The 25,606-nt window shown below is 41.7% G+C and carries 39 protein-coding genes; 9 read left to right on the top strand and 30 right to left on the bottom strand.

Annotated features, from left to right (window positions below):
- On the top strand, positions 1-258 hold a 258-nt coding region (locus ADU22_RS18765), incomplete at its 5' end, for an IS3 family transposase (RefSeq protein ID WP_156324426.1).
- A gap of 208 nt (positions 259-466) precedes the next feature.
- On the opposite strand, the gene ADU22_RS25560 is transcribed toward ADU22_RS18765, so the two are convergent.
- The 8 genes from ADU22_RS25560 to ADU22_RS18805 all read right to left on the bottom strand — a co-directional run bounded on the left by ADU22_RS25560 (position 467) and on the right by ADU22_RS18805 (position 5,342).
- Entirely contained in the window at positions 467-682 is a 216-nt protein-coding gene (locus ADU22_RS25560) for an STAS domain-containing protein (protein ID WP_053363529.1), read from the bottom strand.
- 8 nt (positions 683-690) lie between these two features.
- Positions 691-1,230: a hypothetical protein gene (locus tag ADU22_RS18775; protein WP_053363530.1), complete on the bottom strand. Its 540-nt coding sequence runs from the start codon at positions 1,228-1,230 to the stop codon at positions 691-693.
- A gap of 236 nt (positions 1,231-1,466) precedes the next feature.
- Entirely contained in the window at positions 1,467-1,685 is a 219-nt protein-coding gene (locus tag ADU22_RS18780) for a helix-turn-helix domain-containing protein (RefSeq protein ID WP_053363531.1), read from the bottom strand.
- Between the two features lie 10 nt (positions 1,686-1,695).
- Positions 1,696-2,172 carry a DUF2975 domain-containing protein gene (locus ADU22_RS18785; RefSeq protein WP_053363532.1) on the bottom strand — a complete coding sequence of 159 codons (477 nt, stop codon included), beginning with the start codon at positions 2,170-2,172 and terminating at the stop codon, positions 1,696-1,698.
- A 161-nt stretch (positions 2,173-2,333) separates the two neighbouring features.
- Positions 2,334-2,675, bottom strand: coding sequence for an avidin-fold protein (locus ADU22_RS18790; RefSeq protein WP_197280089.1), 342 nt, complete (start codon positions 2,673-2,675; stop codon positions 2,334-2,336).
- Positions 2,676-2,732: 57 nt separating this feature from the next.
- Positions 2,733-4,085 (bottom strand): TrkH family potassium uptake protein, encoded by a 1,353-nt coding sequence (locus ADU22_RS18795; protein WP_502688749.1) that lies wholly within the window; start codon positions 4,083-4,085, stop codon positions 2,733-2,735.
- A 192-nt stretch (positions 4,086-4,277) separates the two neighbouring features.
- Positions 4,278-4,841 carry a uridine kinase family protein gene (locus tag ADU22_RS18800; RefSeq protein WP_053364661.1) on the bottom strand — a complete coding sequence of 188 codons (564 nt, stop codon included), beginning with the start codon at positions 4,839-4,841 and terminating at the stop codon, positions 4,278-4,280.
- 39 nt (positions 4,842-4,880) lie between these two features.
- Positions 4,881-5,342: a hypothetical protein gene (locus ADU22_RS18805; protein ID WP_053363533.1), complete on the bottom strand. Its 462-nt coding sequence runs from the start codon at positions 5,340-5,342 to the stop codon at positions 4,881-4,883.
- Between the two features lie 116 nt (positions 5,343-5,458).
- Between ADU22_RS18805 and ADU22_RS18810 the strand changes: the two genes are divergently transcribed.
- On the top strand, positions 5,459-5,941 hold the full coding sequence (locus ADU22_RS18810) for a nucleoside deaminase (protein WP_053363534.1): 483 nt from the start codon (positions 5,459-5,461) through the stop codon (positions 5,939-5,941).
- Positions 5,942-6,065: 124 nt separating this feature from the next.
- Here ADU22_RS18810 and ADU22_RS18815 read toward each other — a convergent pair whose 3' ends face one another.
- From ADU22_RS18815 to ADU22_RS18825, 3 genes are all read right to left on the bottom strand, one after another.
- The gene (locus tag ADU22_RS18815; protein ID WP_053363535.1) at positions 6,066-6,710 is read right to left on the bottom strand and encodes a hypothetical protein; all 645 of its coding nucleotides are present in this window, start codon (positions 6,708-6,710) and stop codon (positions 6,066-6,068) included.
- A gap of 174 nt (positions 6,711-6,884) precedes the next feature.
- Positions 6,885-7,352, bottom strand: a complete 468-nt coding sequence (locus tag ADU22_RS18820; protein ID WP_053363536.1) for a VOC family protein — start codon at positions 7,350-7,352, stop codon at positions 6,885-6,887.
- Between the two features lie 259 nt (positions 7,353-7,611).
- Positions 7,612-8,253, bottom strand: coding sequence for an alpha/beta hydrolase (locus ADU22_RS18825; protein ID WP_053363537.1), 642 nt, complete (start codon positions 8,251-8,253; stop codon positions 7,612-7,614).
- Between the two features lie 361 nt (positions 8,254-8,614).
- Here ADU22_RS18825 and ADU22_RS25055 point away from each other — a divergent pair, with 361 nt between their 5' ends.
- Entirely contained in the window at positions 8,615-8,773 is a 159-nt protein-coding gene (locus ADU22_RS25055; RefSeq protein WP_197280090.1) for a hypothetical protein, read from the top strand.
- An 85-nt stretch (positions 8,774-8,858) separates the two neighbouring features.
- Here ADU22_RS25055 and ADU22_RS18830 read toward each other — a convergent pair whose 3' ends face one another.
- From ADU22_RS18830 to ADU22_RS18835, 3 genes are all read right to left on the bottom strand, one after another.
- Positions 8,859-9,242 carry a YkvA family protein gene (locus ADU22_RS18830; protein WP_053363538.1) on the bottom strand — a complete coding sequence of 128 codons (384 nt, stop codon included), beginning with the start codon at positions 9,240-9,242 and terminating at the stop codon, positions 8,859-8,861.
- Between the two features lie 66 nt (positions 9,243-9,308).
- Positions 9,309-9,461: a hypothetical protein gene (locus ADU22_RS24790; protein WP_156324397.1), complete on the bottom strand. Its 153-nt coding sequence runs from the start codon at positions 9,459-9,461 to the stop codon at positions 9,309-9,311.
- Between the two features lie 55 nt (positions 9,462-9,516).
- Positions 9,517-10,053 (bottom strand): GNAT family N-acetyltransferase, encoded by a 537-nt coding sequence (locus ADU22_RS18835; RefSeq protein WP_053363539.1) that lies wholly within the window; start codon positions 10,051-10,053, stop codon positions 9,517-9,519.
- A gap of 566 nt (positions 10,054-10,619) precedes the next feature.
- Here ADU22_RS18835 and ADU22_RS18840 point away from each other — a divergent pair.
- On the top strand, positions 10,620-11,441 hold the full coding sequence (locus tag ADU22_RS18840; RefSeq protein ID WP_069188016.1) for a YwaF family protein: 822 nt from the start codon (positions 10,620-10,622) through the stop codon (positions 11,439-11,441).
- A 102-nt stretch (positions 11,442-11,543) separates the two neighbouring features.
- On the opposite strand, the gene ADU22_RS24795 is transcribed toward ADU22_RS18840, so the two are convergent.
- From ADU22_RS24795 to trhO, 3 genes are all read right to left on the bottom strand, one after another.
- The gene (locus ADU22_RS24795; RefSeq protein ID WP_156324398.1) at positions 11,544-11,708 is read right to left on the bottom strand and encodes a hypothetical protein; all 165 of its coding nucleotides are present in this window, start codon (positions 11,706-11,708) and stop codon (positions 11,544-11,546) included.
- Positions 11,709-11,759: 51 nt separating this feature from the next.
- Entirely contained in the window at positions 11,760-11,924 is a 165-nt protein-coding gene (locus ADU22_RS24800) for a hypothetical protein (protein WP_156324399.1), read from the bottom strand.
- 492 nt (positions 11,925-12,416) lie between these two features.
- Entirely contained in the window at positions 12,417-13,364 is a 948-nt protein-coding gene (gene trhO / locus ADU22_RS18845) for an oxygen-dependent tRNA uridine(34) hydroxylase TrhO (RefSeq protein ID WP_053363540.1), read from the bottom strand.
- A gap of 430 nt (positions 13,365-13,794) precedes the next feature.
- On the opposite strand from trhO, the gene ADU22_RS18850 reads away from it, so the two are divergent.
- Complete coding sequence (locus ADU22_RS18850) at positions 13,795-13,989, top strand: hypothetical protein (RefSeq protein ID WP_053363541.1); 195 nt, start codon at positions 13,795-13,797, stop codon at positions 13,987-13,989.
- 61 nt (positions 13,990-14,050) lie between these two features.
- Here the strand turns inward: ADU22_RS18850 and ADU22_RS18855 are convergent, their stop codons facing one another.
- The 3 genes from ADU22_RS18855 to ADU22_RS18865 form a co-directional block, all read right to left on the bottom strand.
- Positions 14,051-14,557 (bottom strand): LURP-one-related family protein, encoded by a 507-nt coding sequence (locus tag ADU22_RS18855; protein ID WP_053363542.1) that lies wholly within the window; start codon positions 14,555-14,557, stop codon positions 14,051-14,053.
- Positions 14,558-14,654: 97 nt separating this feature from the next.
- Positions 14,655-15,068, bottom strand: coding sequence for a hypothetical protein (locus ADU22_RS18860; protein ID WP_053363543.1), 414 nt, complete (start codon positions 15,066-15,068; stop codon positions 14,655-14,657).
- A gap of 40 nt (positions 15,069-15,108) precedes the next feature.
- A complete protein-coding gene (locus tag ADU22_RS18865) occupies positions 15,109-16,158 on the bottom strand; it encodes an NAD-dependent epimerase/dehydratase family protein (RefSeq protein ID WP_053363544.1) in 1,050 nt (349 codons plus the stop codon).
- A gap of 161 nt (positions 16,159-16,319) precedes the next feature.
- Here ADU22_RS18865 and ADU22_RS18870 point away from each other — a divergent pair, with 161 nt between their 5' ends.
- The 3 genes from ADU22_RS18870 to ADU22_RS18880 all read left to right on the top strand — a co-directional run bounded on the left by ADU22_RS18870 (position 16,320) and on the right by ADU22_RS18880 (position 19,090).
- Complete coding sequence (locus tag ADU22_RS18870; protein ID WP_231687914.1) at positions 16,320-16,733, top strand: VOC family protein; 414 nt, start codon at positions 16,320-16,322, stop codon at positions 16,731-16,733.
- Between the two features lie 161 nt (positions 16,734-16,894).
- Positions 16,895-17,542 carry a YczE/YyaS/YitT family protein gene (locus tag ADU22_RS18875; protein WP_053363545.1) on the top strand — a complete coding sequence of 216 codons (648 nt, stop codon included), beginning with the start codon at positions 16,895-16,897 and terminating at the stop codon, positions 17,540-17,542.
- A gap of 150 nt (positions 17,543-17,692) precedes the next feature.
- On the top strand, positions 17,693-19,090 hold the full coding sequence (locus ADU22_RS18880) for a PQQ-dependent sugar dehydrogenase (protein ID WP_053363546.1): 1,398 nt from the start codon (positions 17,693-17,695) through the stop codon (positions 19,088-19,090).
- A gap of 3 nt (positions 19,091-19,093) precedes the next feature.
- On the opposite strand, the gene ADU22_RS18885 is transcribed toward ADU22_RS18880, so the two are convergent.
- The 3 genes from ADU22_RS18885 to ADU22_RS18895 all read right to left on the bottom strand — a co-directional run bounded on the left by ADU22_RS18885 (position 19,094) and on the right by ADU22_RS18895 (position 21,579).
- Entirely contained in the window at positions 19,094-19,651 is a 558-nt protein-coding gene (locus ADU22_RS18885; RefSeq protein WP_053363547.1) for a hypothetical protein, read from the bottom strand.
- Between the two features lie 215 nt (positions 19,652-19,866).
- The gene (locus tag ADU22_RS18890) at positions 19,867-20,256 is read right to left on the bottom strand and encodes a cupredoxin domain-containing protein (RefSeq protein WP_053363548.1); all 390 of its coding nucleotides are present in this window, start codon (positions 20,254-20,256) and stop codon (positions 19,867-19,869) included.
- Between the two features lie 129 nt (positions 20,257-20,385).
- A complete protein-coding gene (locus ADU22_RS18895) occupies positions 20,386-21,579 on the bottom strand; it encodes a DUF2812 domain-containing protein (RefSeq protein ID WP_053363549.1) in 1,194 nt (397 codons plus the stop codon).
- A gap of 199 nt (positions 21,580-21,778) precedes the next feature.
- On the opposite strand from ADU22_RS18895, the gene ADU22_RS24805 reads away from it, so the two are divergent.
- Positions 21,779-22,024: a hypothetical protein gene (locus tag ADU22_RS24805; protein ID WP_156324400.1), complete on the top strand. Its 246-nt coding sequence runs from the start codon at positions 21,779-21,781 to the stop codon at positions 22,022-22,024.
- 69 nt (positions 22,025-22,093) lie between these two features.
- On the opposite strand, the gene ADU22_RS18905 is transcribed toward ADU22_RS24805, so the two are convergent.
- From ADU22_RS18905 to ADU22_RS18935, 7 genes are all read right to left on the bottom strand, one after another.
- Positions 22,094-22,330, bottom strand: a complete 237-nt coding sequence (locus tag ADU22_RS18905) for a spore germination protein (protein ID WP_053363551.1) — start codon at positions 22,328-22,330, stop codon at positions 22,094-22,096.
- 963 nt (positions 22,331-23,293) lie between these two features.
- Positions 23,294-23,461 (bottom strand): DUF3934 family protein, encoded by a 168-nt coding sequence (locus ADU22_RS24395; protein ID WP_082252929.1) that lies wholly within the window; start codon positions 23,459-23,461, stop codon positions 23,294-23,296.
- Between the two features lie 339 nt (positions 23,462-23,800).
- On the bottom strand, positions 23,801-24,010 hold the full coding sequence (locus ADU22_RS18920) for a hypothetical protein (RefSeq protein WP_053363554.1): 210 nt from the start codon (positions 24,008-24,010) through the stop codon (positions 23,801-23,803).
- 88 nt (positions 24,011-24,098) lie between these two features.
- Positions 24,099-24,395 (bottom strand): hypothetical protein, encoded by a 297-nt coding sequence (locus ADU22_RS18925; RefSeq protein WP_053363555.1) that lies wholly within the window; start codon positions 24,393-24,395, stop codon positions 24,099-24,101.
- Positions 24,396-24,581: 186 nt separating this feature from the next.
- Positions 24,582-24,728: a hypothetical protein gene (locus tag ADU22_RS25060; protein WP_197280091.1), complete on the bottom strand. Its 147-nt coding sequence runs from the start codon at positions 24,726-24,728 to the stop codon at positions 24,582-24,584.
- Positions 24,729-24,795: 67 nt separating this feature from the next.
- Entirely contained in the window at positions 24,796-25,215 is a 420-nt protein-coding gene (locus ADU22_RS18930; protein ID WP_053363556.1) for a DUF2500 domain-containing protein, read from the bottom strand.
- A gap of 31 nt (positions 25,216-25,246) precedes the next feature.
- Positions 25,247-25,450, bottom strand: coding sequence for a zinc ribbon domain-containing protein (locus ADU22_RS18935; protein ID WP_053363557.1), 204 nt, complete (start codon positions 25,448-25,450; stop codon positions 25,247-25,249).
- Positions 25,451-25,606: the final 156 nt, after the last annotated feature.

The following is a 25,606-nucleotide window of genomic DNA, read 5'->3' on the forward strand; positions in this document are numbered from 1 at the left end:
GTTAAGGCACTTAAGGAAAATAAGGTTTTTCAAAGTATGTCACGAAAAGGAAACTGTTTAGACAACTCCCCCATGGAGAACTTTTTTGGCATTCTAAAACAAGAGATGTATTATGGCGAGGCATTGTGTACGGTTAAAGAGTTAACTGAGAGAATTGGGAGATATATAGATTATTATAATAACAAACGTATTAAGCAAAAATTGGCTGGTATGAGCCCGGTTCAATACCGGAACCATACCAGCCAATTAGCTGCATAATCAAAACTCTAACATTTGGGGGTCAGCTCATTCCCTGTCCCACTCCTCCTGCGCCCTTTTTAACCAGGCTGCTTACGCCCTGTACAGTACATTGGGAATTAATTATAAAGGGATTAAGGATGAATTTGATTTAGCCGTTCGGCAGAAAGGAAAACAGCTTGCACTTTTGGGCAGTGCAAGCTGTTTTTTAATGGAAAAGATGCTTTTGTTAATGGGTTTCTTGAAGCTTCATCACATACTTCAATCCTTCATGGGCATCTCTAAAAGTAGCGATATTATTCAGCTCTCCAATGCTTATTGCTAATTCTGGCTTAATCCCTACCACTATACACTGGACACCCAATAGCTTTAAGCAATTATGTAAATTTAGTACCGTTTGCCTTACACTTTCATCAAATTGCTTTACACCCCTGAAACTGATCATGACATATTCTATTCCCGTTGAACTGCCCTCTTCCAAAACTGCCGGAATAATCGTTCCCCCCTGTCCATGTCAAGTTCCCCAACAAGGGTAATCGCGATGGTTTTATCCCATATATTTAAAATTGGAGCAGATAACTCCCTGATTTTCTTCCTCATATTCTTTTCTTCTTCTGCTTGAGTTGTCACATCCATGAGCATGACCATGTAACCTTCAACATCCTGGTTTTGGTTATCGGTGCTCCTTATGGGAGATATTACGATATCTGCGACAAAGCTATTTTTTATATGAATCCTTGCCCTATGCCCATCTTGCAGCCCTGCCATGATTTGCCGCTGGTGTGAAGGGTGCTCATGGAAGAAATCCATACTCATGCCAATCACTTCATCTACGTTCTTTAGGTTATATAATGGAGCTAAAGAAACGAACAATTCCTTTGCTCTTGAATTAAACCAAACGATTTTATAGTCTTTATCCGCGATAATAATATTTTCTCCAATACTATTGAGGGCATCGGTGCCATTTATGCTAATGGGTAAACGTCCATTCATCCTGTATCCACCTTTTTGACTTGAATTAATATTTACTAATTTCCCATTTCGACACCTTGTAGGTTTGAAAGAATAAATTTTATTATAACATTCTTACTGTATACGGGTCCTAATTTTGCTGCAACGAATGGGGCAGCTGTATTCCTATATTATTTTATGGCTGCAGTGTTATCGATAAACTAAAAAAAGAAGCAGGAGAAATCCCTGCTTCAAAATACGCCTGCCGCCATCCAGCATTATATCGAATCTTCGTCCCTCCGGTATTCCAGTATATCTCCCGGCTGGCAGTCCAAAGCCTTGCAAATCGCTTCTAATGTGGAGAACCTGATGGCTTTTGCTTTTCCATTTTTCAAAATGGACAGGTTGGCCATGGTAATTCCAACCTTCTCCGAAAGTTCTGTCACACTCATTTTCCTCTTCGCCAGCATCACGTCAATATTGATTATAATGGCCATTGTTTTCACCTCAGACTATTAAGTCATTTTCCGATTTTATTTCAATCGCCTCATTTAAAAGCATCTGAAGGACAGCAGCAAATACAGCGATGACCAGGGAAGCAAAAACGGGAACCATTCCAATGATGATAAGCCCCGGTGCATCGTCGAGCTCCGCTACTATATAGACAAATGGCAATATGACCACATACAAACCACTGATGGTTATCGCACAGTATTTGATCCTCTTTAAAGCTTGAACAGACAAATCAGAAAATGCCTGGTTTTTGTCAATATAGCTTAAAAGTTTAAAAGCCTGATACAAGGCAGCAAAAAAAGGAATCACGGATACATACATGCCTATGACAATTGGATACAAGATATGGGCATAATCAGGATTTGCCGGATTCCTGGACAGCCAAAACAGCCCGAATATCCCCAAAGCAAGAACCGGAGCTCCTATAAGAATAACCGCCATTTTTAAAAACAGGGTTGAACCTCGTTTCATCTCAAAACACCTCACCTCTACGTTATGAATCTAATTTACCACCAAATTTATCGTTTTTCAATAAATATTTATCCTTTCTTATCATTTTTTTATTGAAACAAAGGGACGGTTCTCCTGCTTCATAATTCATATGAAGCAGGAGAACCGCCCCCCAGCGCTGCTTATTTAATTTCCTCGATAACGGAACTTCCCTCCGTCTTTTCGGCATCCAGCCATTGCCATTTTTCCAACAGCCTGATCCTGCCATCAGGCAGGATTTCAGGAGTGGAAACACATTTCCCTCCTCTAATTTCATTATTCCTATTCACATGATTATATCTGAACTCCAGGCAGTCGTTCTCTTTCACAATCCCTACCAATGCGCCTTTGACAATTTGTCCTCCACTGTATGCAGCCGAAATAATGTTCCCCTCTTGCTTATATTCAAAAATCGTTTTTGAAGAAACCTCCCCGTTTTCGGTATTTTCGGTAGAAACAAATTTTCGCCCATTATAATCAATCATCATTCCAGCTCCCTTATTCTCCTTTTAAATTCCACTAACGGTATATTCCATGAACAATTATCCAATGATGACCCTCTCCTTCGGATAATGGAAATGTTCCTCGGTTTGCTTCTTTGTAAAAATAAAGATGAAGGAAAGAATTCCAATCCGGCCTATGAACATCAGCATAATAATAATCGTCTTGCCAACACTGCTGAGCTCAGATGTTATTCCCATTGATAAGCCAGTAGTCCCAAAAGCAGAGCATACCTCGAACAAAATCTCCATTAAGGAAAAAGGCTCCGTAAATCTAAGGGCTATCACAGAGAGAAAACAGATCGCAAGCGCAGTATGCATAATCGCCATTGATTTTTGGATATCCTCCTGAAGCAATTCGCGACGGAAGATTTTCAGGCTTTTCCGCCCCCTTGAAAAGTTATATATGTATAGGATAGTGATCGCAAAGGTGGTGGTCCGCACTCCGCCTCCCACAGAGCTTGGTGAAGCCCCGACGAACATTAACAAGCAAATCACAAGCAGGGTTGGCTCTGAAAATTGGCTAACGTCCATCGTGGCCAAACCGCCATTTCTGGTCGTAGCCGATTGAAAGAATGCATAAAAGAATGACTCATGCCAGGATTTATCGCCAAAAAAACGTCCGGATTCCAATAGTAAAATGGCAGCAGTTCCAACAAACATTAACGTAAAAAACGTGGTTGTGGTCAGTTTTGTATATAATGAAAAATGATTGGATCGATTGAGTTTCCTGTTTTTCACATAATCCTTTATCTCGATCAGAACGGGAAAGCCAATTGCCCCGAGCGTCAGGAGCAGGATATTAATGATCTGAACGAAATAATCACTTGCAAAAGGCACCAAGGATTCCCCGGTAATATCAAAACCGGCATTCGTCGTTGCGCTCACTGAGGCGAACAAACCTTGCAGATACGCTTCCTGCCAGGTTGGAAAATACGCTAAAAAATAAGTCCCCAGTATGGCAGCACCAACCAGTTCAATGGCCAGGATAATGAACAAAATATTCTTCATCAGCCGGACAAGCCCCGCCAATGTCGACTGGTTCTGGTCCGTCATGATTAGCCGCCTTTCCTTCAGCCCGATCTTCCTTCCGAGGATCAGCCAAAAAAACGTTCCGAGAGTCATGATTCCAATTCCCCCGAATTGCAAGACAAACATCAGGATGAAAATCCCCGCTGTACTGAAGGTGTCGGGAGTGGAGACTACGGCCAGCCCGGTTACACTGATTGCACTCACCGCAGTGAACAATACATCCAGAAAGGCAAGCTCCACACCCGGTTTGGTGGCGAAAGGCAAGCTGAAAAGAGCTACCGCTATGAACGCTGCAATCAAATAAAAAGTTACAATGATTTGAGCCGGTGATAAATGTTCAAAATTCCTTTTCATTTTATCCATACAAAGTTAACCCCTATGTCAAATTTTGGAATTAAAACAAATACAAGAAGAAAAAGAATATTTATATTGTCCTCTTTTTTGCCTCCTTAGTAAACATTTTTAAAGAAGGATATTTAATTTCACTTAAAAATATAAAAAGCATTCATACATCACATGAATGCTTTTTTAATAGAAATAATATTTACACAATGTTTAACTTGTACCTTCGACAACAAGCTCAGCCCTTAAAATCGGTTTCTGCTTTTCAAAATAAAGATCCTCAGATAGCATCCAATTCTTTTCCCACATATCGCGGGCTTCTTCTCCATCTCTTTCAATACCCCTGGAGAGCCTTATTTCACGCGGACAGTCCACCCAAATCTTTAAATCATAATGGTGTGATAACTCCTCCCGTAAAGTGTAAACGCCTTCAATGATGACAATTCCGCCAAGCGGGACCCTGTGCCATTCTGCCAGGGCATCACTTCCCCAATCATATCGCTGGTAATGGCCTTCCTGTTCTTGGCTCAGCGGTTCGATCACTTGTTTTAATAGACGCTGCCAATCAAAATCGGCTCCGATCGGTTTTTCAGTGGGATGTGCTTGGATGATTTCTGCTGATGGAAGATAAAAGTCATCCATGTGCACAATAGTGACATCCGCACAATGTTCAGCTATTTTAGCCGCCAATGTACTTTTTCCTGAACCGCCAAAGCCATCAATTCCAACGAGATAGGTGTTTGTAGTGTCAGCAGCGGAATTCAAATGATTGGCCAATTGATCAAATCTCTTATATTTCCCCTTTATAAAGTTCACTCAATCACCCTTTCTATTTAATGAGGCAGCAGAACCGTCCCCTTGCTTCGCAGTCTTGCGGCGTTTCATTAGAAAATAAATGGAATAGGAACTGATTAAAATCAGGGCTATTAACATGGCAATCAGGAAGCCAAGCATTCCTAGTATACCGACCCATCCAATCGTAAAGGTAAGGAAAAACAATACATATGAAAAACCTACAAGAATGATAGCAATAGGAACGTTAAACGGAAATAACTGTTTCCAGCCTTTTGCTAAAAAGATGGAAATGATCAACATGGCAATGGAGATGATAAAATGGAGCGTCCCCCAACGGAACCCTGCACGGGACTGTGCCTCTTCACCAATCGCATGAGTGTTGGTTAGGTCATATAGTGTGATCGTTGCAGTAATCACCGCCGTCACTAAAACGATGATAAAAATAGTCCAGTTAATCGTTTTCAGGTTATTTTCATTCTTCATTTAATCCCTCCTGATGGTTCTTAGTTTGACGCTTATGTGGAAAGTGGTATGGTTGTTTTATAGGTTTCATTACTTCTCTGATGATTAAATATGAAAAGCACTAGGAGGATTGAAATATGCTAAGTGATTCCGATTTGAAACACCTTCGACGTTGTATTGAATTGGCAAAAACCGCGCTTGAAAAAGGGGACGAGCCATTCGGTTCTGTCCTGGTGTCGGCCAATGGAGACGTGCTTGCAGAAGACCATAACCATGTTGCTGGCGGTGACCATACCCAGCACCCTGAATTCGCTCTGGCGCGCTGGGCTGCCGCCAACATGACACCCGAAGAAAGAAGTGCCGCGACAGTATATACATCAGGAGAACATTGCCCTATGTGCGCTGCGGCCCATGGCTGGGTTGGATTAGGCCGGATCGTTTATGCAAGTTCGTCCGATCAGCTGGCACAATGGCTGAGTGAAATGGGGGTTTCTGCTTCGCGCGTTCGGAACCTTTCCATCCAGGAAGTTATCACTGATACGCCAATAGACGGACCTGTTCCTGAACTGGCGGAGCAAGTCCGTGATCTCCATCGTCAGTTTCACGCAAGGAAAAGGTGAACCTGCCACGCTGTCGCTGTGTGAGTTCAGTCCCCCACGCCCTAAAATAGAGGGGACTGAAACATTCATTCAGGTGAAAAGAGCAGCTACCTATTTAGGCTTTAGGCTCCGTTTTAAGAAGCAACTAAAATTCCCTCCACCATTCTTCATCCAAAATTTCACCATTATCAGCGATATATTCAATGAAAACCGAACCGCTTTGCAATTGAACTTCACTTTTCAGAAAAGAGAGTACTTCATTAAGATTTTTATCGTCCATGGCACTCCTTTCTCGGGGAATCCTGATACGGATTGTCGGTGCCGCATCCACCTCTTTATAACTTCCAATGTTAATAGGATCCTTATTATATTCCTGCCCAATATTTTCATTGGTAAAGAAAACAAACACTTCCGTTGTCTCCCCAAAGGTTTCTTTAATAAATGGACGTATTTCAGTTCCTAAATCATCTTCCCATTTATCAGTCCTATAGGTATCGACCATTTGATTGGTTTCACTATCATAGTAAATCAAAAATTGAGTATGGGTTTTCTTATCCCTCGCCTTGGCAGCATATTCAAATTCAAAGTTTCCCATATTGTCATACAAAACGTCATATATCTCGAAGTCCTCATTAAATTTTTCATTCAAATACTGCTCCGCTTGAATCATCATCTTTTCTTCCGCATCTTTATCAGGCTTCATTTCAAATATAAAGACCGCTACAAGCAGCCCAATCCCGAATAAGATGGCAGCCAAAAAACCAAGTATGAGTTTTAGATATTTATTCATAGCCGCCCTCCCTTTAGTTTATTGTGAAAATTTATCCTATATTTCTATATTAATCCATTTTCCATTCGAAAGTACAAAATTATTGCTGCCTATAACATTGAAAAAACGCCATGAGTTTCATGGCGTTGTTGTTTATACGATTTTTCGGATCAACTCAGCCTTCGTTTAGGCACATTACTTCACACTCTTGGCTTTTTGTTCCCATTCTTTTAAAGTCATCATTTTAAACTCCTCTTGAAAATCCAGCCTTAGCGGAGCAATCAATTCAATACTATTGCCATCGGGGTCCTTAAAGTAAACAGCTGCATGCGCATGAGGATTGTTAGGTAATACGAGCGGCTGTTTTTCAGGAGGGAATCCAAAATTTGTGGAGACGGCTATCCCTCTTTCTTCCAGCCATCCCTTAATATTGTTCATATCCTCTGCATCAACTTGCAAGGCAACATGTCTTAAGGAAGGATGGTAAGGTGTATGAACTTTATCGGTCTCCCACAATCCCAGCCAGCTTCTCCCTTTATCAATCCAGAAAAACACTAAGTTTTCTTGTTTATAAGCAATTTCCAAGTCCAATTTTTTATAAAACTCAATCGAGTTTTCAAGATTACTGACAGGTAAATGCGATTCATATAAGCCTTTAATCAAAAAATAACCCCCTATTATAATACAATTACTAGGCCTAATCTTTTAAACATCTATCATTCTCTTCTTTTCCATTTCCCATTTTTGAATTAAAGTATATTTTCAGTTTTCTTATTCGTCAACTTTACTGCCCCTTCTGTTGGCTAACTATTGCGATTCATTAAGAATACATATCAAAAAGCGCCATGAAACTCATGGCGCTTTTTGATTGTTAAATGACAGTTAAATCGATCTTCATCTTCATTTGAACTTTCGTATTTATTTATTTTCGTAAATCATTCAAAATCCAGGCTTGGAAATCCTGAAGGTTTTTTGCGGAAACTGTGTGCCCTTCCGGATAAAGTTTAAAAGTCACGGGCACCCCAAGCTTCGTAAAATAATCGACATTTTCGTTTCCCCACTCATATGGCAGAACCTGATCATATTCTCCGTGTGATATAAACACCGATAATAGATTACCTGTGTTAATTTTATATTCTTCCTTTACAAATTGAGGGATATAACCACTTAGAGCCACAACACCCTTAACCTTTCCAAGCGTGAGTGCCAAGGTCATGGAAACAATGGCTCCCTGGCTAAAGCCCATCAAGTATATTTGCTGTGGGTCTATTTCATAATTGATTGATGCATCATCAATAAAATCAGCTACTCTTTTGATTCCGTCATCGAATACTTCCCGATGTGGTTTTCMAAAGCCCTGGATGGTAAAGTAGGCAAATCCCATTCCATKGGTTAAATGTCCCCTAACACTAAAAATAAAGAAGGAATCCTCCAGTCCATTAACGAGGGAGAGCATATTTTGTTCGTTGCTTCCTATACCATGCATGACAAACAATGCTGGGTACTTTTTCCCAGGAATCATATTCTTAGGACGGCGAAGTTCATAAATTATTTCAGTTTGCATCTGTAATACCTCCTATTAGATATCTTGTTTTTATAAAAAAAATCATACATTATAAAGATTTTTGTGGTTTTAGAGTTTTTTAATATGAAACTTTGTTCCCATGTAAAATACCAAATCAGATTTGGATTGTCAATAAAATTTTCATTAGTATGAATTAAAGTTTACTATTAGAAAACAAATTGGTAAGGAGTCAATAGACGGGGAAGTTACCAGTAAGTGAAAATAGACCGGGAGACTAGCCGGTCTATGAATGGTAAAGGTTAAGTTTTTACATTCAAATATTTCATTTATTAGCCCTGAATATACCGGTTGATTTTTTCAAACAATAAGATTGTCAAATAACAAACTAAGGAGGATTTCTATGCAGCAGAATCACCAAGGCAAAGAGAATGCGGGTTCTATAATGAAACAAGGTTTTGCGGGAACTGACCCCCAAAAAGTAAAACAACAAATTCAAAAAGATGTGAGTGAAGGACAAGGTTCAATGACTTCCCGAGAGGCAGGAGCAATGCGGGATTAAACAATCTGGGAAATGCCAAAGGATAAGAGCACCTTTCGTTTCATAAAAAAAGACGCCTTATCCTTTTTTAGGTCAAAGCACCCGTTCAGGTAAATAGAGGATAAATTTTTATCACGGCCAAAACTGCAATTAGAACCCATATAAATATTATAATGAAACCGCCTATCCAATTCTTCGGCCTACCGTTTCTCATCATTATTTCTGCCTTCATTTCACAGTCAGATAATACATCCTTTGGGATCATTTTCAAGGCCAACAAGATCCCTAACGGAAGCAGAATTACATCATCTAAATAGCCAAGAATGGGGATGAAATCCGGTATTAGGTCAATGGGGCTAAACGCATAAGCGACAACAAAACCAGTAAAGGCTTTGACATACCAAGGTACTCGATCATCTTTGCAAGCATAGTAAAGAATAAATATCTGCTGTTTTAATTTTTTCGCCCAGCTCTTAATTTTATCAAACATGTTACCTCCTAATATTAGTTGAGAAATTAATCCTTTATTTGAGAATCAGCTTTTTTAAATACCCTTTTACCAAAGGTTTTTTATAAAGCGAATCATTATTCTTGGCATAAACAGCAAGATGTTCCAAGCTGCTTCAAATAAGATTGAATCCCTGCATTCAATTAGAATTTCTTTAAAAAAGCCATTCTTCCTGTCTTTTTTACTTTTTCTATTTTTCAACTTTCCAACTCCCAATAACTCAATATTGTTAAAAAATATCTTCCGGTGCCCCTTATTATAATCTGCTAGCCTTAATCAGGGAATAAACATAAGTATCATGGGCCACGCCATTTTGGTACATATAATCTCTCAATATCCCTTCCTGCTGGAAACCGGCCTTCGCCAGCAATTCATTGGATGCCTGATTATCAATGAAAACAACGGCTCCTATGCGGGTTAGGCCGAAACCATTAAATCCGTACTCAATCACTTTGGAGAGCGCTTCAAAGGTATAGCCTTTCCTCCAGTGATCAGGATGAATCTCGTAGCCTATTTCGGCTCTTTTATGCTTCGGAGACCAGGCATTATATCCAATGGTCCCGATTATTCCTTGCTGTCCTTTGATCTCAATTCCCCATCTGATGCCTTTTTTCTCCTTGTAGCTGTTTGCAAAAAATTCAACTAGTGCCTCTGCCTGCTCTATATGCTCGAAAGCATCCTGCCCATAAAACCGAAGGACCTTTTCATTTGAAAAGCAGGCGAATATACCGCCCGCATCATCATTTGTTATTTCCCTTAGCCTTAATCTTTCCGTTTCTAATGTTGGAAACATGTTTATTCTCCCTTTTTTATGGCGCTTATTCTATTTAATTTACAAGCTCATTTTACCATATTTTTCATGCTGTTGATGTTTTAAAAAATGACTTGGGTGCCATAAGCCAGGTCATGAGAATGAAGAGGAACTCATGATTTTCAAGAAGGGGTTATTACGGTGTTGTCTTTCGTGCAGGCATGGCATTCATAGGCGGAGAAATTCCGGTTAATGTAAATAGAAGTGGGTTAAGAAGCATAAATAAGCGGAGATTTTCCGATTAACCACTCTAAAAAGCACAAAATCTAAGGATTTTATTCAAATAACCGGAAAAGCTTCCCTTATATTGCGGGAAATGTTGGTATTTCCCCAACTTTAGCGGAATTTCTCCGCTTATTTTCAAACTCATATCACAGAAACTTTCTTTCTTACAAAAAAATGCTTTTATCTTAAAGTTCGAGATAGTCTTTTTTAAATATTCCTATATGCCCGCAAGTCAATGAGGCAGCGGAACCGTCCCCTTACTTCGCATAAAAACTTCCTGGTATGGAAAACTTATGTTCATCCTTTACCGGAGGGTGGTACATGTGGATTGGTTTGGAGCCAGCAATGCATTTTTTGAGTTCGGTATGTTTTCGGTTAGTCATTTCGCTGTGTTGGGAGTCTTTGTTTCCATTATTTCTGCCCTTTTCCTCTGCAGAAAAATATTGCGGGAAGGGCAGTGGAGGAAAAGTGAAATCCTGATCACTTGTTCGTTTATTTTATTTGAAGCTGTGAATCATTTCTGGATGTACAAGCATGGGTTGTGGAAGCTGGGCCGGTCACTGCCGCTGGAATTGTGCAATATTGCCGTCATCCTGAGCGTCATCCTGCTGCTGACAAAAAACAGACTTGTATTTGAACTGTTATTCTTCCTTGCCCTGGCAGGCGCGTCACAAGCCATCATCACACCTGCCTTGACGTACGGTTTCCCGCATTTCCGTTTTTTCCATTTTTTCTATAGCCATATGATGGTTGTATGGGTCACCTTATACTTTGTCTGGGCGAAGGGATATTTCATCTCCTTCATGTCTGTTCTTAAGATAGTCGGGTTTATTAACCTGCTTTTACCAGCCATTTTATTCATGAACAACGTGTCAGAAGGGAACTACTGGTTTTTGCGCCATAAACCAAGCAGCCATAGTATATTGGATATACTCGGACCTTATCCTTGGTATATCTTCTCATTGGAAGGCATTTTGATTGGTGTCAGTTTTATAGCCTGGCTCATTACCCGCCAGTGGAACCGAAGGCCGGCAAGCTCCGCCGTTCAGGGTGCCTGGTTATCTTCCCAAGGATTTATCCGCCCCCCATTTCGTGCCCCGTTTTTAACGGGACGGAATGAATCGCTCAGGAATACTGATGAATAAAAAAGGTTCAGTGAGGCTTAATCGTCTCACTGAACCTTTCTTTATCTCTAGGAAGCTGCTCCAGCCTCTTATGAAGCTGAACCTCTTTAATCTGGATTTGGCTCACAGGGCATTTAGTGGGGTTTCCTGTAATTCGGGTTTTCTGGTGTGTTCTTTGATATGGTTGGCAGTAAGGCTCTCATTTTGAAGATTGCCCTTTAATCGATAAAATTCTTTCTGAAGAAACCGTTCGATCTTTTTGCGCCTACGTCCACCTTTTGCGGCCAATTTGAACTCCTCCTTCAGGAATTTATTATGACGACTTCTTAGTGCTTCGCTTTATCGATCATAATTTAACGGTTCATAGTCGAATTCGTCATTGCCACCATAAAGGTCGCCTGGATACGCCGCCTGGCTGATGGCATCCCTGCAGTTCTGGCATGAGGGGCCGTCCCTTTGCCAGGACGGGAGTTCCATTCCACAAAAGACACAATAATCTTCCATGCCAATCCCTCCCTAAGGTGAAATCTGATGTTTGCCCTTACTATAAAAGATATTTTACCCCAGGACAAACGTCTAATTTCGCTGAATTCAGCCATTATATCTGATTATTCTGCATTTTCTTTTTGTATCTTCATCTTTTTCACTTTTCCTCTTATTTTTGCGGTTTCCGGGATGATTCGGGCTGTAATGTGACGATAATCAAAAGAAATAGGCAGCCAGATTTTCGACTGGCAGCCTGTTAGTGAATTTATATAGGGTCTTTCGCAAAGAAAATTGGGGAATTGCCGGTTTCGTGCACGCCCGGCTCCCCTGTTTTGGCTTGATTGCATCAATTCCTGGGAGAATTGCATCAATTACGGACCGTTATGCTTCAATTATCGGAAGAATTGCATCAATTCTTCGGCTTTTTTGAAAAACCCGTGTCCAACTTGTGAATAACAACATATTGATTTCGCTGGACCTGCATATGAAGCAGCAGAACCGCCCCTATGTTTACCTAATTTTCTCCAGGCGGGCAGCTACTTCTTCTTCTGTTAGGTTATGCTCGGCGATATATCTGTTTCTTGGATGTGTCCGGCATTCATGGCTGCAGCCTCTTAGATAGCGGTGTTCGTTTTCCTCGGATACGAGGATTTGCTTGTTGCACTCAGGGTTTGCGCAATTCACATAGCGTTCACATGGTTCTCCGGTGAAGTAGTCTTTTCCGACCACCACGTGCTCGACCCGGTTGACTGGAACGCTGATGCGGTTATCAAACACATAGCATTGCCCATTCCATAACTGGCCTTTGACTTCCGGATCCTTGCCATACGTCACGATTCCGCCATGAAGCTGGGAAACATCGTCAAAGCCTTCCTTCTTCAGCCAGCCGGAGAACTTTTCGCAGCGAACTCCTCCGGTGCAGTAGGTTAGGATCTTTTTGCCTTCAAGCATTTCCTTGTTTTCCTTGATCCAGTCCGGCAATTCACGGAAGGATTTGATTTCCGGCTTGACCGCTCCCTGGAAATGGCCGATGTCGTATTCATAATCATTGCGCGCGTCAATGACAATGGTATCTTCTTCCTGCATCTTTTCATAAAACTCTTTTGGTTCAAGGTAGTTGCCTGTCAGCTCGAGTGGATTCACATCATCCTCCAGCCTTAGGGTCACAAGTTCCGGGCGATGGCGGACATGCATTTTCTTGAAGGCATGCTCTTCTGCATCGTCGATTTTATAGACCATATCAGCAAATCGAGGGTCCTGCTTCATTGCCTGCATATATTGTTCTGTAGCCTCGTAGGTTCCGGAAACCGTTCCGTTGATCCCTTCAGACGCCACCAGAATCCGTCCCTTCAGGCCAAGCTCCTTGCAAAAACGCAAATGCTCCGCCGTAAACTCTTCCGGATTTTCAATTGCCACGTATTTATAATAAAGCAAAACACGATAAGGAGATTTTTCCATTTCTTCTACCACCTAATTCTAAATCTAAATGAAAAAAGGACCACGACATGATAGAGCCCTGGGTCCTAGCTTAATTATCACTATTATCGTATTATAAACCTGTTTTTAAACGATGGCAAAGAAAAATGCTCGCAGCCAAAATCTTCTAGGAGGGTTTGCGCCAGACAGACCGGCTATCAAAGATCTTTATATCCCCTTCCTAAAGATGATTCATGTTATACTTCCATCGTCCACTAATGAATGGACCTTCCTCTCCCAATTACATACTTAAGTTTTTTTTAGGCCAGGAGAGGAAATATATATATAGAGGTGAAACAGAATGAAAGTGACCCTAACAAAGAATGCGGACCAGCAAATCAAGGATTTGCTTGGAGAAAATCCAGTCGTTCGCCTTAACGAGTACCAGACGGCTGGTTGAAGTGCCACCTACGTGTATGAACTTGCTCAGGTTGAGCAGTCCGAAAACGATGAAGCCTTTACAATCGATGGCATTACCATCCTCATCCAACCTGACGTGATCCGTCATCTCGATGAAGATATTGTCATCGACCATAAAAAAAATTACGGGTTCATCCTCAAAACCAGCTTCGAAATCTTAAGCTTTGGTATGAAATTAGTCAAATGATACACGGGTACGGTTCTCCTGCTTTATTCCTTATCCTGGAGAAAGCCGGAGAACCGTTCTTTCATGCTCCTCCGTTTGCACTGGCATTTCTTCGGCGTTTTTCGATTTCATTGACCCCCATCACTATGGCAATCAGCTCTTCTGTCAGCAGGGAGTCTGAAACATTATTCAATTCAAAGGCGGCCGACTGGAAGAAACCATTCACCTTTTTGAAGCTTGCTACCTCTTGCCTGCTGGCATCAAGGATCGTGTACTCCCTGGAAAAGGCTGGCGACTCGATTTCAAAGCTCTCATAATCTTTTTCATAGTAATATTTTTTCGAGAAAAAAGTAAACGCCCCACGAACTCGCCCCAGTTCCGTGCCATCAGGTCTTTTAACGAGCCATTTGCCGGAAAGGAACGGAAAGCTGCCTTCCACAAGGAGTTCCCCATTTGCATTCTCCACGCTCATGCTGGAAGTAAAAGCACTTTTCAAGTCCAGCTCCCCAACCTTTTCCTGGCTTTCATTATATATATCCGTTCTTCCTGTCGAAAACATTTGATCCTTGAAGTAGACCCTGCTATCCATAGTAAACACCCCTTTATTTACCATACGATTTAACGGTATGGAGGTTTCACGTGTTTGGTATTAAAACCTGAGCTTTCTTGCCTGAAGCCCCTGTTCATTAAGCGCGTGATTCACGTTCATCCGCCAGTACTTCTTCGAGAAATTCCTTCAGCTCCTCCTTTATTTCTTCTATCGTCTCGTCAAGCATTTCCCCAGTTACCTTGCTGCCGGGAATGTTCATCGAAATCGGAAGTCCAAGAAAAGTACGCTCACATTGCCATATATTAATAAAATGTATATACGGCACTTCACCATCTATATCAATAATCCCTATCGAAACCGAGGAATTGTAGCCTGGCTGAAAGGGGTCGGTTCCTTCCCGCTCCAAACCAGCCTCAAACTCCAGTTCTAAATCCGCAAAAGCCTGTTTATACTCGCTCAGCAGCGCATCGATATAAGACTGCAAAGCCCGCTCCGTGTGTTCAATCCTCTGCTTAAGTTCATCACTAAACTGCACCTGCTCATACCTCATCTTCAAATCCCTCCTGATGCATGGGGACGGTTCTTCTGTCTCAGTTTTTATTTGGATGAACTGAAGAACTGTGCCAATGCTTGATTAGCACTTCTTCCTCTTTTTCGCGTGGAATTCCTGCTTTCCTTTCTATATACTCCCTTGTTTTTTCCCATTGATGGACATCGTTAATGGTTTCTGAAAGAGGCCTAAAAGAAAGTCCTGCGTCCAAGGCTTTTTTAATGGAGATGCTGTTCGCGCCTTTCCACGGCTGCGTTTGTCCTGGTAAAGGATATTCTTCGGGAATCCATAAGGGAATTTCTGTCCATGGTTGAATTTTCTGTTCCAACACAAATTTTTCATGTGGCCAGACGAATGTGGCATCGCTGTTGGTTACGCTTTTGCATGTGTTTAACAGTTCTTCCATCGTCAACTCAAAATCTGGTCCTGTAACATTAAAAACGCCAGCTTTTCTATTTTCGGCCATCCTGAACACCCATAAGGCCACATCCTTGATGTCAATCAGTTGGACGGGGCGCTCTGGCCGTCCTGGCACGAGGATGCTTCCGCCTTTTTCAGTCCGTTGAACCCAGTATGGGAGCCTGTCTGTATAATCAAATTGCCCCACAAGCTGCCCCGCCCTTACCTGGAGCACGCGCCCAGGCCAGTGTGTTTCTGCTTCCTTCTCACAGAGGACTTTCAATGCACCGTAATGCTCGTACGGGGAGACACGTCCTTCTTCTACCTCTTTCAGCTGCTCCGTGGTCATGCTCTGTAAGTTGTAATCTTCCGTGATTTGGAGAGGAATCCAATCCTTATAAACGGAAATGCTGGATATGTACGTATAATGCTCGATATTCTTATCTAGTACAGCCGCGATTTTCCTGATATGGTGCGGAGCGAAGCCGCATGTGTCCATGACAAGGTCAAACTTCTGATTTTCCAGCTGTGACACATCGCCGTCCCGGTCACCAATCAGCTGCTTCACTTCAGGAACCGTGATGCGGTGATTCCCGCGATTGAACAGCGTAATATCATGCCCCCTCTTCAGCCCTTCCTCTACAAGTGCTTTTCCCAAAAACCGCGTACCGCCCAGGATTAGAATCCTCATGCTTTTTCCCCCAATACATATTTTGACCTATCAGAAATATAATTCGGTGTTCCCCGAGTATTCCCCTTCTTATGTACATTAGGAGCCGCGGGGCTTATGAGTTGATGCACGAGAACCCTCCCTGCGCTTCTATTGTTATCGATGAAATGGTAAAATTATTTTTGATAAAGGATATAACATTAAAGGAGCTTTCTTTTAGGATTAATAAAATCGGTAAAGTAACGGTTTATGTAAATGATCAGGAACAGGCAAAAGATTTTTGGCTTAACAAGGTTAGCTTTGCCCTGAAATTCGAACAAGCAATGGGACTGAACATGTCTTGGATTGAAGTGGGACCAAGTGATGAGGAATTTACCACGCTGGTTCTATACTCAATATCAGCAATGGAACAACAAAATCCTCCTGCTGTTTCCCATCCTTCCATTCTGTTCAGTACAACGGATATAGAGTCTGCTTACGAAAAAATGAATCAAAATGGAGTAGAAGTGGACGAATTGCAAAGAATGCCTTTTGGCACCATGTTCACCTTTAAGGACCAGGACGGAAACACCTACTTGCTGCGTGAAGATAAATAGACAGGCTTAATACACCAAAAAGCATGGTATTCTAATTAAAACCCATGCTTTTTTATGTGTGAACACTTTAATGATCATCATTAGCACCTTTTAGAACTAAAGGTTTAGGTACCTTCCTGACAGGGTTTAGAAGTTTACACCGCGACAAATCGGAGGTCATAATGAAAAATCTGCCTGTGAATACATTATTATTTATATTTTCGATATCATTAAACGCTCTCGGAAACAGCTTTATGATCACTGCCGACCTGGGAAGCGCCCCGTGGACTGCTGCCGGGCAAAACCTTGAAACCGTACTGCCGTTCTCTGTTGGTGTGTGCATTATTTTATTGAATCTCTTTTCCTTCATCCTTAGCCGCTTAATGAAGGTCGAATTCACTTTGGGTCTCGTTATTAAAAGTTTGGCTCTTGCCTTTGCTTTTGGATTGTCGATCGATTTGTTTATGTACCTGCATCACATGCTCTATGTCCCTGAGAATATTTGGGTCCGTGGCTTATACTTATTCATCGGAATCAATCTTGTGGCCCTCGCCCTATGCATTTACTTTCAGGCAAGCGATGTGTATTTGCCGCCGGACTATCTGCTGAAAGCGTTTGGACAGCGGATGAACAATTATACAATGGGAAACATTCTTTTTATGAGCATCCCTATTTCCATCAGCCTTTTTATCATGCTCTTTCAGCGGCATGTGACAGGCCTTGGCATCGGTACGGTTCTGTGCATGTTTGGAATGGGCCTCTTGCTGGATTTTTATAATCGCCGGATTGTTATTCAACAAGCACCAAAACCAAAAACGTACAGTGCATAAGTTCATAATTGAATCATAAAATGAAGGATGCCGATTCGCTGGATCGGCTTTTTTCCATTGGCAGCCGGCTTCATTCAAAGATTATCATTCTCCTTAGCTCGTTTGCCTCATATTCTTATAAAAAACATTTTAAAAGGAGTGCGAGCTGAGTTGAGAAAATTGAAGGTTGGTTTAAGCCCACTCGCCAGGAACATTAATTTGCCCACTGTTATAAAAACAGCGGTCCTTCCGGGCGACTCCATGGAAAGGCTGTTTATCGCCACCCAGGTTGGAGAGATCTTTTACATAGGAGATTCTGGCTTAAGGCCTTTTTTGGATATTCGTCCGAGGATCATCAAGCTGGGGGCTTCCGGTGGGGGATATGATGAACGGGGCTTGCTTGGGCTCGCTTTCCATCCCGGATTTTATGATAACGGGCTGTTTTACATTCATTATTCGGCCGCTGGAACACAGGGACCAGGCGCCCTTTCCGATTCCTTTCAGCCCAATCCTTGTGACCCCGCTTCATTAAACCTGCGATGGACCGATCGCGGGACTCAATATGATCATATCGATACCGTTGAAGAATGGGTTCTGCCGTCCAATGGCCAGCCCCGCAAGCGGCGGCCATTGCTTCATTTGCGCAGGCCGTTTTTTAATCATAACGGGGTCAACAGTTTAACCTTTTCACCTGAATCCGGCAGGCTTGTTTTGACAACAGGAGATGGCGGCTCAGGGTTTGACCCTTTTAACTTAAGCCAGGATAATCTCGAAATCGCAGGGAAAATCATTGAAATCGATGTAAGGAAAAATCCGCCCGCCGGCGACCTTCCCGTTGTCACCCGATTTGACGAACTTCCTTCAGCAATACAGGCAACGCTGACGGTAATCGCCAAAGGGGTGCGCAATATCCCGGGAATTTCCTACCAAAGGTTTCATAATCAGTTTATTAAATATGCAGGCAATGTCGGGCAGGAACTGATTGAGTCGATTTTTTCATTCACCCACTATCAACCGGTTCCCGTCCCTCTGCTCACACAGGCAACATCCAACAACACAAAGGGTTTGATCAACTTTGGCTGGAGAGGCTGGGAAGGCGATCTTCCCGCTATAGTCCTAAGAGCGTGTAATGAAAACCAGCCTTTGGATGAAAAGACAATGGCTTATTACCAGGAAGCTGTGTCACTTGCATCTTCCCGTCTGCATCCATTAACCAGCTACTATCACCAGGATGACCGGACCGAAAAGTTTGCAGGAACAGCACTGACTGGTGTGCAAGCGTATTTGGGAAGAAGCATTCCTGGTCTGACAGGAAGCGTTGTGTTTACCGATTTTGCCTGGAAAAACTCCAAGCCTGTCAGAGGGGCGTTGGCTTATACATCGGTTAAACCTAATGGGAAGCAGAATGATTTTCATGTGATCAACACTGATTATGAATTCGGGAATCAACCCGCCCATTTTGTCAGCCTCGGAACAAACCTGAACCAAACTAAACTTTATCTGGGAGTTTATGGATCTGCGAAAGTTACCGACCTTAACCAGGGCGGAGTCTTTGAAATCGTACCATAAATTCTAACGGAACACCTTTAACCTTTTAAATAAGAACAGAGCCATCTCAACCCATAGCCAGCTATAAAAGAAAGCGAATACAAAAATGCCTCCAGCTGCGAGGATGGAAAAGGACCCGGAGAAAGCTGGACCGAGAATCGGAAAACGAAAAAGGTATAGTAGACTCATAATACCTAATAATAAAGAAATGGCACCAGCAGAAATAATACTCAATCTCTTTCTAAAAACGGAAAAAGATGCCCCAACCCCAAGTCCCAGCAACCCTGTTGTTAATGGAAAAACCATTAGCTCAGCTGGCTGCAGCATGAATAACATCATAATTGTCAAAAGGTAGGACATGAAACCAAAGGGAATGGAAAACATGGAGCATATCAGGATAGGTGCTGTTGCAAGCGGGCTAATTAAATACCCGATACCTGGTAAAAAGCCGCCGGCAGCTTGCATTATAGCGGCAATCCCAACCAAATTAGCTCCTAAAATGAGTTTTATCGTTCTTTTTTGGTTTTTGAATGACTTTTGAAACAAGCGAACTTCAACAGAAATATCCCGCTTAAAATACATCGTTCCACCTCATTATAATGGCTTGAATGTTCAATACATTATAATTATATTTGTCGTTATTAAAGGTGGAACGTTATTAATCATCCTAACTTCAATTTCCCATTTTAATAAAAAACGAGTGACCATCTGCTTCTGAAAAGTTTGCTGCTACAATATCTGAATAAAAATAAGCATATTTTTGCCAATTAAAAAAGCAAGGCAAATTGCCCTGCTTTTTATTTAACTACTACTTTTCCAACCATCCCTTCCTGGAAATGGTACCGGCATATTAGTTCGTAGGTACCGGGCTGTTTCGGTTTAACGGTTATGGTTTTTTCTGTTCCCGGCCGCACCTCGGCGTCAATTCCAAGCTTTTCCACTGTAAAGGTATGTTCTTTTTTGCCTTTGTTTTTTAATATTAACGTTGTTGTGGCGCCACTAGGAATAGTAATAACTTTCGGGTTAAAATAATCGTCGTTTAGCACGACCTCAAAAGGATTTACCCTCTCCATAGGCTGGGTTTCAACACTAGTTTCGGCAAACACACCAAATGATCCTTGAACTGTCAACACTACAATCATTGCAAGTAAAACGAACAATCCTGTTACCCACTTTTTCACAGACATTCATAATCCCTCCTTTCTTCTGATTATTTTTTCCCATTCGGAAAATATTATGAAACATGGGGACGGCTCTCTTGCTGCATTTTTATGGGAGACGGAAGTAAATGCTTTCTTTTTTCGTTAGGCCTGAAACTACTGAAGAAGAACCGTCCCTATGCTGTGTTCAATGATGGTTTCCATTTCTGCATGACCGAAATACTGCACATATAGGACCGTTTTTCCTTTGGAAGCAAATACCTCTTTTAAATCCCCTGCTTCATGAATCACCAGGGAATCAACATCCGGGTGGTTTATTTCAGCGTAACTTTTTTCACTGGAGCCGTAACTGTATCTTTTCATTAAGTCAGCCATTAGGCGGTCTTCCATTCCTGAAAACCGGAGCTGAAAGACTCTTGAATGGATGGTAGGTGAATATTCGCCGCTGTCGTCCTTCCACAATTCCCCGGATATCACACCTGTCTCGTATGCTTCATAATGCACAGGAGCAAACGGACTCCATTGGACGGAGTAATAGTTGCCCCAGTCAATATCTTCATCGATATCGGAAGACTCCGGCCTCACGAGCCCCGGGGTCTGGTCCACTTCTGCCAAACGGACAATCGGCAGGCTATCACTTGTTTCCGGCAAAGTACTTGCTTCGCTTTCCACAAGCTGGATAATGGGCAGGATAGCGCTTAAACCAATGATTAATGTAAAAATGAAAGCAGTTATCGCACTTAAGCGGTGGTGCTTCTTTGCGGGAGCGCCATGTCCTATTGGCTTTCCTTCTCTCAAATCCCTTCGCAAAGCAGAGATTGAACTCGCTGCGCGCTGCAGATTCCAAGTCGTGTTTGCAATGAATAACGTTAAAACTGTTTGCGGAATGACCACTCCTTCGATCAAAACCAGCATAGGCGTCCTATCAATAAACCAAAACGAAGCTATCAGCAGCATCATTAGAAAAAATCCAAAAAAAGAAATGCTAGCCTTCGCGGATAAATGGCTTTCAACATCTTTTAATTGGGACGAATACTCCAAGGGATCTTGATGAAGCTCGAGGGCATTGAGCTCTGCAGGAGAGGAAAACACATGAAAATGTTGATAGCCATCGACATAGTCCCACCCTTTTTCACTGTTTTCCTGTATTTTTCCTGGCTCCACCTTCTTTTTGCTGGAAGCTTCTATCCTGTACCTCGTAATTTTTGGCTCCCCTTTAACAAACTTAGCAAAATGCAATCCCMCCTTTTTTAGATGGTATCCCTTAGCCGCCATGTCGGAAAACCAGCTTTCATGCTCGGCGATTCGCCAATAGGCTGCAGGCCTGAGTTTATAGACTGTCCTAACCATTAAGTCACCTTTTCAAGGATGCCATACAGTAAAAGCTCATGTGAGCATCCTTGCCTTCAAATTGATAGAATCATATGTAGCTGCATTACATCATTTAACGTGGATAAAAACAATAGGCTGCATGTGCACTCACCATAAATTTGGTTTCAGCCTTGGCAAAGACGGGAATAAAACAGAAAGCCGAGGGGATGGAAATATTATGAAATATGTAATAGTTTACCAGAAGAATTCAACGAAGAGAAGAACCAAATCTTATCCAGTTGGGGTTATCACCGCTTCATCGATTGAGGTGGTAAGTGACCTTGTATTTAAAACGGCGAGGAACAGCAAGATATTGAGCAAGGATGATGCGCTCCTCATCCTGCCCAAACATGCAGCCAAAAAACACTTCCATTTTCAGGACACGCCTGAAGAAGCGACCCTCTTATATTTTGTGGATAAATAATGATGCTCCGCAAATTATGAAGGCTAACTCCAAGGGTTCATTCGCTTCAATGGTATCGGATAATGCTCATTAACTATTTTCTGCTGAAGAAGGATTTTCAGTTTGACCCTGGTCGCTGATATCCGAGTCCTGAATCATTGTATCAATGAGTGAACTAGCAGGTGAACCATCCCCCATTGAAAAATTGGCGCCAAATAATTTTACGTTGGAAGTATGGCTATTGTGCAATGTTTTTCCTATATTAATGCTTGCATTTTGTGCGATCCCGTTTACATAAATTTTGCCAATATTAATTTGATTACACATAAGAGCCCCCAGAATTCCTATTTATTTTATGCTATGTTAAACAAGCATAATAAGAAATGAGTCAAAAATGGAATTCTGAAATAAAAACGCTCGTGCATTCCGTATCCCGCATGATACAAATTGCTTTCTTCCCCCCTTGCATTATACACCCAAGTATCAAAGCGGCCATACTCCTTTATGGAATCAAGCTGTTAAATAAAAAGACGTTAATCCATGAACAACGCCCCTGTCAATATTTCCAATAACTCACTATATCTTCTAAAAAAGTGTGGTAATAAACATCAACCAAACGGTCGAAATTTCTTGAAAGGTGCTTCCTTTTCAAAGGCACCCTGAATTTAATAATAAAAAAAACAGTGAAGCAAAAAGACAGGAACAACGTTTTGATTGGCCTTTTTGTAAATAGGTGACTAAAAAAGAACATCAATGCGTATAAGAAACCGGACCAAAATACATTCCAGCCATGTGCATAAAGAATAAGCTTCTTGCGATAGATGTAATATTCAACAACAGTGGCCATTATTACCCACTTACCTAAATAAATGGCCTGCTTACCAAATGAATTTGGGATGTTAGCCAGGAATGCCAGGACCAATAATGGACTCACTATGAAGGTATGTATGTATCTAACCACCTTCCAGTTCAAACCAACAGGTATGAACTCCCAAACAAGATGCCGTTTACAAAGCCAATAATATAGGAAATTAAAAGAACTGACGTATAGAAGGTTTTTGTGATATTTTGGAAATTGACGATAAGATTTTTAGGAAAACATTTAATAACAAAACGCTAAGGATCAGCCAGAAATGCTTCCTACTTGTTTTTTGCTTCCTTCTCATTACTGCCCCCTTGTTTTTACTTTTATATTTCTCAAATATTTACAATTTATCCCCCTGCTTCTGTCCATCAAAAAAAAGCGTCAATCCTCTTGGATTAACGCTTTCGACAGAGCTATTGCTGCAGTTACTCTTTTGAAAAGGCCTCTTCATTGCTGGTTTTTGTCCCATGTTTAACCCCTTTGCTTTGATAAGGTTTCGCACTTTTGGCTTTTTTCGCACCAGCCTGCCAACGATTCCAGCCTTTCTTGCCTGTGCCTCTGCCTGTTCCGCCCTTGCTTTTAGCTTTACTCATAAAATCAGCTCCCTTATTCTTGTCCGACTTTTTATCGGGTATTATTGAAAATTTCAAACCGTATGTTAATCTGGAAAATCTAAAACTGAACAAAATATTTGTGGAGCTCCTTTTCATTGATCGCCATTCTGATTTTGAAATCCTCTGTTCGCAACACAAACTCCTTGATTCCGATAAATTCAGATTCAACAACTAAATAAAATAGGGTCCCTTTTTTTAAGCCTTTGAAATTATTTTTTAGCTTATACCTTTTCATGATTTTTTTGCTGCTCCCGTTCCATATAAAAAAGCGCCAATCCATTGTCATCAAATCGGCACTTTGATATTTCGCTTGCTTGGTCAGCGCGACACTTTTGGAGGCTGGCACACGTCACATTTACGCTGATGGTTATTTTTAAACTTGGTAAATGTCTTTTCAAAATTGCTGCCACATGCACACTTAAATAACAGCTTTTGTGAAAATCCATGATATTCTGTGCTAAGCAGCTTGCTGTCCGAATTTTTCTCGACAAACTCTTTAATTTTATCGATTGTCCATCGTTTGTTCATTCTTTTTACACCTCAAGTGTTATCATCGGCGAAGGCCTTTATGGCATCCGTCCAATGAGCAATAGTTGTAGTTTATCTAAGCTATTCATTATACCATTTGCTCATCGACAATAAAAGCAATGATGATGAGGAATTTTATGCATTGGCCAGGAATCCCTAAATCATTCGGACCACAGTCGGCAATTCCCTTTTGGTAGTGTCCGAATGAAGCCGGGATTCGGACTTGATGCCTTCTTTTCCTCTCCTCGAGTCCGAATGAGGACAGCATTCGGATTTCCCAAAGCAATCTTCCTTCGATCCTGTCCGAATGAAGCCAGGATTCGGACTTGATGCCTTCCTTTTCCTCTCCTTGAGTCCGAATGAGGACAGCATTCGGACTTCCCACAGCAATCTCCCTTCGATCCTGTCCGAATAAAGACGGGATTCGGACTTGATGCCCTCCTTTCTCTCTCCTCGAGTCCGAATAAGCACAGCATTCGGATTTCAGCCGATGCCTCCCCAGCTACATTTCATAAAAATTCCCTCCATAATGTGCAAACATAAAAAAACAGCCAAAAATCTTGGCTGCCGTTTAGTGGCCGAGTCCCTTGCTTTTACCGCCGACATTATCATTCGGGGAGTCGCCGGTGCCATTTTTGGCCTTGCTATTTGGTGTACCATAAATTTGGTTATCCTTCGTGACCTTTGCACCAGTTGAAACATCATCTTTTGTTTTCATTAAAATCATCTCCTTTATCATGTCCGTTATATTATCTATAGAAAGGAGAATGCTTATACATGCAGGGTTATGAAGCAGGAGAACCGTCCTTTTGCCTCTCAAAACCTAAGTATCGGGTTCCCTGAAAGGTTAAGATTCCCTCGTCGCCGTCGGAGAGCAGGCCGTACTCCTTGCCGTGTACCCGAAATTCGCTTCGATCCCCACTTTCGAACTCAAACGTGACATAATAATTGGTGTGAGTGCTTGAGGAATTGTGGATATGCTGGTCATGATGATGATGCATATTGGAGCTCTTTGAAACATGCGTTCGTTTTGTCTTTACAATTGCAGGGACACTTAATTTTGGAGACTGCTCATTTTGATGCCACTCTCCTATTCCTTTGAAAACTGTTAACAAAATACTGCCGATTACAATGACAAAAATGATTCCTATAAAAACTGGGGCAAATTGAAACATAAAATCATTCATGAAAAATGGATCTGACACCGACGCTCTCTCCCTCCTACTTCATTTCAATTTACCCAAAGAACAAATCGAGCAGGTTGGAGGAGGCAGATGATTCCTTATTATAAAATTCTGAGTATCCACAGTTTTTGCAGTACACCACTATAAACTGATTATGCTGGACATCAAAGAACTTGGATAATCCTGTTCCCGTCATGGCCACTTCCTTCTCTCCGGCATCCTGGCTTCCGCATTTTATACAACCTTTTTCAGACATAATCTTTTTCCCCTCTCAAAAATCAGTATTTAGCTATAAATACGGAGAGGGCTGGAAAAAGTTTCAAAACCCTTCGGAATTTCATAAAAAAATCACCCCCTTCTACCTAAATCTTCCTAGCTTCGTTTCAAAATATCCAAACATTCTGTCCACTTT

The organism is Bacillus sp. FJAT-27251 (assembly GCF_001273925.1).
Lineage (GTDB): Bacteria > Bacillota > Bacilli > Bacillales > Cytobacillaceae > Mesobacillus_B.